The following is a 6,252-nucleotide window of genomic DNA, read 5'->3' as shown; positions in this document are numbered from 1 at the left end:
AGTCCAACAGGTTGCCGCCCTCGGTACGCACATAAACGGTATGGCCAAGGCAGCAATGCTCCAAAAAATAGAGGGAACCACGGGAAAGGGCTATCTCCGACTGTTCCTCTGTATAGATGCGCATCCGAAGGTTTGGATGGCTCTTGCCCTGTTTGGCCAACCAAGAAAGGACTTCATTGGGAATGGGGTCGTTATCGACATCGGCAATGAAGGTGAGGATATGGTACGATAAATTACCCTCCCTTTGTTCCTTCGAGAGAAAGATGGCATCGATAGTGACCACGTTCAGTATGCTATCTATGAGCTTGGAGAGTTCCTTCTTTTTTGTGTAGTTTTCCGGTATGTTCTTATAGTATCGCATGGCATTGTCAATTAAGGGGTTTTAGATTTAAATCCCATATTAAGTCCATGTTCCAGTGTAGCCCACCAAGTGCGGTTGTATTTTATCGGAAGCGATTTGTAATTTACAATCGGATTATTGTGGGAAACACCCTATATTTGGTATATGGAGACAAAGACCAGGAACAGCCATATCGGAAGGAAGATCAGCAGGATCCGCGAGCTAAGGGGAATGAAACAGGAAACCTTGGCCGAACAGTTGGGCATCAGCCAACAGGCGGTATCCAACATCGAGAACAGCGAAAAGGTGGAGGATGCAAAGCTGGAGGAGATTGCCAAGGCCTTGGGGGTGACAAAACAGGCTATTGAGAACTTTTCAGAGGAATCAATGATTAACTATTTCAACAATTTCTATGATAATAGTTTTGCACATAGTCAAGGTACGTTCCACCCTAATAATTGTACCTTTAATCCACTGGATAAATTAGTCGAGGTTTACGAAGAAAATAGAAAGCTTTATGAACGTCTTCTTCAAGCAGAAAAGGACAAAGTTGCTTATTTAGAGAAACTAACCAAGTCGTAGTAGGGTTTGATAAGAATTTATGTCAGTTCTGTTATAAATAACATTATATGCTAGTTCAATTTCGTAGCAAAGAGGAGTCCAATAAAGAACAGGAAAGAGATTTCTTGGCACTTTCCCCTACAGAGCGTGTCTACAGTTTTTTGGATTTGATGCAGAACATACATAGGTTTCCCACGAAGGCCAAGGAGGGCCATGATAATTTCATTATCCAGATCACCACTGGAAAATGAGACAATGGAAAGAGGATATCGACCTTTTCTTGGAAATGACCAACAAGCACGGGGTTAGGATGCTTATGGTAGGTGGGGGTGCCGTCAATTTTCATGGGCATCAAAGACACTCTGCGGATGTTGATTTTTGGATAGACCCAAATGAGGACAATTTCAAAAGGCTGGTGAAGGTATTCAATGAAATGGGCTATGAGATTGAAGATTTTCCACATAAGGTGAAGAAAGGGCAACAAAATATTTCTATTAAATTCTCTCCTGTCGATCTTAATCTTGAACTGATTACAAATTTTTCGGTTAATAAAAGTTTCGACCAAGCCTACGAAGCTGCCGAAGAAGCGTGGTTGGAGGAGCGCCCAAATCTAAAATGGAAAGTGCTCAACATTGACGATCTGATTACCAGTAAGCTTAAATCGGGAAGGCCCAAAGATTTAGCCGATGTTCAAGAGCTAAAAAGAATCAATAATATAGATTGATAGGTAAATCCTATCTAATTACCGCCCAAGAATTAAAGTTAAATAAAAACCGTTGCTGCACTCTTAATCGATACACGCTTATAACTTGCCTAGCAAATTGATTAAGTATCCGCAATTCTAGGGCATATCCATGGTAATATACTTTTGTTCATCTACTGTTTGCTTACATAGAATTTAGCTAACAAGAGATTTTTTAAAAAATATTAATCAGACTTACCGAAGAAATTTGATAGTTGCGATGGTAATTATGTATACCTACCATTTCAAATGGGAATGTAGGTTGCACCCTATCCGGATTTTGATTGACGTTTATCTTTCCGAACACTACAAAATCCGAATAGGAACCCTGTGCAAAAGTTTAAAGGTAAGAATTGGGACTTGCAGCTCTCCGCTACGCTCCGTTTGCTTACTTTATAATTTCTTTTACTTTTTCGTTTCTGAGCTTGTTTCGAAGTTTAAGCATGTCTTCACTAATTTTCTTCTTGAGGACCCTTGCATAGATTTGGGTAGTGGCCAATTTGGTATGCCCCAACATCTTCGAAACTGTTTCGATGGGAACACCATTGGAAAGTGTAACGGTCGTTGCAAAAGTATGGCGGGCCATGTGGAAGGTCAGGTTCTTTTTAATTCCGCAAAGGTCCGCTACCTCTTTTAGATAACTGTTGAGCTTTTGATTTGATATCCTGGGGAAAAGGGTATTGAAAAACTTGGTTTTGGGATGGCCAAGATATTTATTGATAAGTTCTAGGGAAATGTCCAATAATGGTAGTTCGTATAGATTTCCGTTTTTATTTCTCTTTGCTGAAATCCATTTGTTTCCATCGATTCCTATTTCAATATTCCTTGCCTTAAGATTGACGATATCCCCATAGGAAATTCCAGTGTGGCAACTAAAAAGAAATAGGTCCTTCACTATATCGAGCCTTTCGCAATCGACTTTTAACTGAATGATTTTCTGAAGTTCGTCCTGATTTAAAAACTCACGCTGCCTTTTTTCCATATTGGGTTTGAACCGTATGAAAGGGTCACTTTGAATCCATTCCAATTCAATCGCCAGCTTGATTTGTTTTCTAAAGCGTTGGATATGCTTCATCACGGCATTATTGGCAATGCGCTTTCGATAATGCTTTCTTGGCTGATACGAGCGCAAATAGCTTTCAAATTGGAGCAGGAACGAATAGTTCAATTCATATAACGGATAGTCGCTTTTGCCGAACTGCTCTCGGACAAATTCCATTATATATTTTTGATTTGTCCTATAGTGGCAAAGGGTTTTCGAAGCAAGCTTTTCGCGATTGGTCGTATTGTGAAAATTAAAAACGTCACTTAAATAATAAGCCTTTTTGTTTTCTCCCAAGAAATTGGATTTGATTTTTTCAACTGAAATGAAACTTCCATTGGACTTGAGCTCACGATAAAGCTGGAATAGGTCCGTCTTGACCTCTTCCAGATATTCGTTGATCAATTTTGAGGATGTATTGAAACCCTTTGCGCGCTGCTTTTTGGAATCCCATCGGTCGATATCAATCTTCTTTTTAAGGCTTATATTGGCCTTTTGACCGTTAAGGCTTATTCGAACGTAGAGGCCTGCCTCATTATTGGCATTCGCCCGTTGCGCGTACTGCCAAAAAAGAATGGAAAATGTGCTAGTCGATCTCATAGAATTAGGTTTTAGTTAAACTGTTTTCTACGAAAGTCAAATCAACCAGTAAGAGGCTAATCGTCAGGGCATTGGGTCGTTAAAATATGTTGACGATTTAAAAACCCAATGTTGACGATTTGTGAACTTTTTAAACCATTTTAAAGCAAAATAAATGATGGCTTAAAAAATGCAAAATCCTGCAAATCAGACGTTTTGCAGGATTTTGATTTAGTTTGGTTTCCCAAAAAGTGACTTGGCTGGGGCTCGAACCCAGGACCCTCTCCTTAAAAGGGAGATGCTCTACCAACTGAGCTACCAAGTCATTGCTTTTTTGTTGGCTTAGTGCCTTAAAGCGGGTGCAAATATAAGACCTATTCTTAATTAATCAAGGGATAATTATGATATTTTTGCTTTTTATTGAATTTTAAAATTATTCCAAATTATGAAAGTACTCCTTTTAGGATATATGGGAAGCGGTAAATCTACTGTGGGTAAACTACTTGCACAAAAAATGGACATACCTTCGGTAGATTTAGATGATAAAATTGAGGCAAAAGAAAATTTAAAAATTTCGGAAATTTTTTCTCAGAAGGGGGAAATCTACTTTAGAAAAAAAGAAACCGAGGTGCTTTTAGAGCAATTGGAAAGTGACGAAAAGGCCATTTTATCCCTAGGTGGCGGTACCCCTTGCTATGGTAACAACATGAAATTAGCACTAGAACATTCTAAGAACGTGTTTTATTTGAAAGTCTCCATTCCAGGATTGGTAGAACGATTACTAAAGGAAAAGGCGCACAGACCCTTAATCAAGAACATTGAAGAAGAGGAGTTGCCTGAATTTATAGGGAAACACCTTTTTGAGCGTAATAACTATTATAACCAGGCCCATCATATTATTTCATGCGATGGTAAATCACCTTTGGAAATAGCCCAAGAAATTGAAGAAAAGTTAGTCTAAATAGACCACATCGTTCTTTGACTCAAATTTGACATGTACGTGCTCTTGCAAAGAGGTAGATAGTGAAATACCCTTAAAATCAGCTTTTACAGGGTATTTTTTATGGTTTCTGTTTACCAGAACGGCCGTTTTAAGTCGTTTTAATGGTGTTTTTAAAAAATGGTGTACCCCGTAAATTAAAGTGGTGCCAGAATTTAAAACATCATCGACGAGGACCACGGCTTTGTCCCTAAAATCCGCCTCCGGTAATGAAGTGGTCACTCCACTTTTTAAAGGATCTGACTTATCCATGAAAACGGTACAAAGGGTAATTTTAGCGTCCGTTATCCTAAGCAATACCTTTTGAATTTTCTTGGCAAAATTGAGTCCCCCACCATCAATACCGGCTATAATAATTTCCTCTTCAGAAACATTGGTTTCATAAATTTGATAAGCAATACGTTGAATGGTATGCTGTATTTGTTGATGGGTGAGAATCTTATTGTCCATTTGCCAAGCTTTATGGTTCAAATATAAGCAAGAACCTTCAAAGAGTGCTACTAATTAAAGGCCTCATCATTGTTGGAATCCGTAAAGAAATCATCGGAATCGTCTAAATATTCATCAATATCCCTTCTGTCCTTTTTCGTAGGTCTACCGGTGCCTTTTTTTCTATAATAATCCTTGCTCTGCTGTAAAAGTTCACTGTGGGCAAAGGCTTCTTGTGGGGTGGTATCTTTTCGGTAGATATCCACTAATTTGGCTCCAACCCTATTCGGAGGAATATCCAATACCGTTAACTGGTAATCGATTTGGTTTTTACGAACAATCAATTTATCCATCGGGTACACTTCTCTCGAAGGTTTCACAGCTTGTCCGTTTACTTTTACCTGTCCTTTTTTAACAGCCGTGGACGCTATATTTCTCGTTTTAAAATATCGGATACACCAAAGGTACTTGTCAATACGCATAAGCAAAAATCTTTGTTAAGTGCCAAGACAAAAATAGGGGAAAATTGTATCTTGCCGCCCTTAAACACAGATTGATGATTAGGAACCGATTTATTATTCTTTTAGCTGCTGTGGCCGTTTTTTGGTCTTGTAACAATGATGATGACAACAATGTTACTATTGAACCTCCAAGACCATTGGATGAAGTACTTGGCGAAGATGAGGATGAAATTCAGGAATATTTGAATACTCATTATTATAACTATGCCGAATTTGAGAACCCACCGGCTGATTTTGATTATAAGATTGTTTTAAAGGAAATTCCTGAGGGGGATACCACGGGAATTATTCCGTTGAAAGATCAGGTTTCTTCTAAAACCGTTCAAGTGGATGGAATTGCTGAGGACGAAGCTAGTCTATCACATACGTATTATTATTTAGAGGCTAGGGAAGGAGTTGGTGGAATGCCAACTGTGGCGGATTCGGTTTTTATTAAATATCAAGGGTCTTTACTGGATGGTACTGAATTTGACAGTACTAGTAATTTTTCTTGGCAATATCTTCCAAATTTCCTAAGAGGATATGCGCTAGGAGCTACTGAATTTAAGGTAGGGGGAGAGGTTGTAGTGGCAGAAGATGGAACATTTGAAATAAAGGATACGGGTGTTGGAATGGTCATTATGCCTTCAGCTCTAGGATATTACAATAGCGCAGTAGGTTCTATACCTTCTTATTCTCCTTTAATTTTTAGATTGGAATTAGGCTCTTATGTGGAGGATACGGATTATGATGGAGATGGAATTCCTTCGCTTTTGGAGGATTTAAATGGAGATGGAAATTTAAACAATGATAACACAGATGGCGATATAACATCTACTGGAAATGGTCTAAGCAACCATTTAGATTCCGATGATGATAATGATGGAATACCCACTCGTGAGGAAATAGAAATTGATGCGGATGGAAACATTACCTATCCTGATTCTGATGGCGATGGCACGCCCGATTATTTGGACAGTGATAGTTAATTCTTAATACTACTAGAAATGAATAAAGCCCCGAAATTTCATATTCCGGGGCTTTTATTTTTTAGAGCAA

The 6,252-nt window shown here is 38.7% G+C and carries 9 protein-coding genes and 1 tRNA gene; 5 read left to right on the top strand and 5 right to left on the bottom strand.

Annotated elements, in window-relative coordinates; genetic code table 11:
- Positions 1-361 (bottom strand): hypothetical protein (locus BIZ36_RS19350; protein ID WP_222937475.1); only part of this gene is annotated, 361 nt, incomplete at its 3' end.
- Positions 362-505: 144 nt separating this feature from the next.
- On the opposite strand from BIZ36_RS19350, the gene BIZ36_RS19345 reads away from it, so the two are divergent.
- Genes BIZ36_RS19345 through BIZ36_RS19335 form a run of 3 tightly spaced genes read left to right on the top strand, consistent with a single transcriptional unit; the run spans position 506 to position 1,625 of the window.
- A complete protein-coding gene (locus BIZ36_RS19345) occupies positions 506-922 on the top strand; it encodes a helix-turn-helix domain-containing protein (RefSeq protein ID WP_187459518.1) in 417 nt (138 codons plus the stop codon).
- A 47-nt stretch (positions 923-969) separates the two neighbouring features.
- Positions 970-1,152, top strand: a complete 183-nt coding sequence (locus BIZ36_RS19340; protein ID WP_187459517.1) for a hypothetical protein — start codon at positions 970-972, stop codon at positions 1,150-1,152.
- Positions 1,149-1,625 (top strand): nucleotidyl transferase AbiEii/AbiGii toxin family protein, encoded by a 477-nt coding sequence (locus BIZ36_RS19335; RefSeq protein ID WP_187459516.1) that lies wholly within the window; start codon positions 1,149-1,151, stop codon positions 1,623-1,625. The genes BIZ36_RS19340 and BIZ36_RS19335 overlap by 4 nt, the downstream gene beginning before the upstream one ends.
- Positions 1,626-2,031: 406 nt before the next feature.
- On the opposite strand, the gene BIZ36_RS19330 is transcribed toward BIZ36_RS19335, so the two are convergent.
- Together BIZ36_RS19330 and BIZ36_RS19325 are read right to left on the bottom strand one after the other, a co-directional pair.
- The gene (locus BIZ36_RS19330; RefSeq protein ID WP_187459515.1) at positions 2,032-3,285 is read right to left on the bottom strand and encodes a site-specific integrase; all 1,254 of its coding nucleotides are present in this window, start codon (positions 3,283-3,285) and stop codon (positions 2,032-2,034) included.
- Between the two features lie 231 nt (positions 3,286-3,516).
- Positions 3,517-3,589: transfer RNA gene (locus tag BIZ36_RS19325), tRNA-Lys, on the bottom strand.
- Positions 3,590-3,709: 120 nt separating this feature from the next.
- Here BIZ36_RS19325 and BIZ36_RS19320 point away from each other — a divergent pair.
- Entirely contained in the window at positions 3,710-4,225 is a 516-nt protein-coding gene (locus BIZ36_RS19320; RefSeq protein WP_187459514.1) for a shikimate kinase, read from the top strand.
- On the opposite strand, the gene BIZ36_RS19315 is transcribed toward BIZ36_RS19320, so the two are convergent.
- Positions 4,217-4,714 (bottom strand): phosphoribosyltransferase family protein, encoded by a 498-nt coding sequence (locus tag BIZ36_RS19315; protein ID WP_187459513.1) that lies wholly within the window; start codon positions 4,712-4,714, stop codon positions 4,217-4,219. The genes BIZ36_RS19320 and BIZ36_RS19315 overlap by 9 nt on opposite strands.
- A gap of 50 nt (positions 4,715-4,764) precedes the next feature.
- Positions 4,765-5,175 (bottom strand): RNA-binding S4 domain-containing protein, encoded by a 411-nt coding sequence (locus BIZ36_RS19310; RefSeq protein WP_187459512.1) that lies wholly within the window; start codon positions 5,173-5,175, stop codon positions 4,765-4,767.
- A gap of 74 nt (positions 5,176-5,249) precedes the next feature.
- Here BIZ36_RS19310 and BIZ36_RS19305 point away from each other — a divergent pair, with 74 nt between their 5' ends.
- The gene (locus BIZ36_RS19305; RefSeq protein WP_187459511.1) at positions 5,250-6,182 is read left to right on the top strand and encodes an FKBP-type peptidyl-prolyl cis-trans isomerase; all 933 of its coding nucleotides are present in this window, start codon (positions 5,250-5,252) and stop codon (positions 6,180-6,182) included.
- The last annotated feature ends 70 nt before the right edge of the window (positions 6,183-6,252 follow it).

Origin of the sequence: Cytophaga sp. FL35 (assembly GCF_014349235.1) — a bacterium.
Classification (GTDB): Bacteria; Bacteroidota; Bacteroidia; order Flavobacteriales; family Flavobacteriaceae; genus Euzebyella.
The sequence above is the reverse complement of the archived record's forward strand: the minus strand, read 5'-3'. Positions and strand labels throughout refer to the sequence as shown.

Bases quoted from the DNA above. Each gene is read 5' to 3' on its own strand.
- BIZ36_RS19345 (WP_187459518.1), top strand. From the start codon at position 506: ATGGAGACAAAGACCAGGAACAGCCATATCGGAAGGAAGATCAGCAGG.
- BIZ36_RS19320 (WP_187459514.1), top strand. From the start codon at position 3,710: ATGAAAGTACTCCTTTTAGGATATATGGGAAGCGGTAAATCTACTGTG.
- BIZ36_RS19335 (WP_187459516.1), top strand. From the start codon at position 1,149: ATGAGACAATGGAAAGAGGATATCGACCTTTTCTTGGAAATGACCAAC.
- BIZ36_RS19305 (WP_187459511.1), top strand. From the start codon at position 5,250: ATGATTAGGAACCGATTTATTATTCTTTTAGCTGCTGTGGCCGTTTTT.
- BIZ36_RS19315 (WP_187459513.1), bottom strand. From the start codon at position 4,714: ATGGACAATAAGATTCTCACCCATCAACAAATACAGCATACCATTCAA.
- BIZ36_RS19330 (WP_187459515.1), bottom strand. From the start codon at position 3,285: ATGAGATCGACTAGCACATTTTCCATTCTTTTTTGGCAGTACGCGCAA.
- BIZ36_RS19340 (WP_187459517.1), top strand. From the start codon at position 970: ATGCTAGTTCAATTTCGTAGCAAAGAGGAGTCCAATAAAGAACAGGAA.
- BIZ36_RS19310 (WP_187459512.1), bottom strand. From the start codon at position 5,175: ATGCGTATTGACAAGTACCTTTGGTGTATCCGATATTTTAAAACGAGA.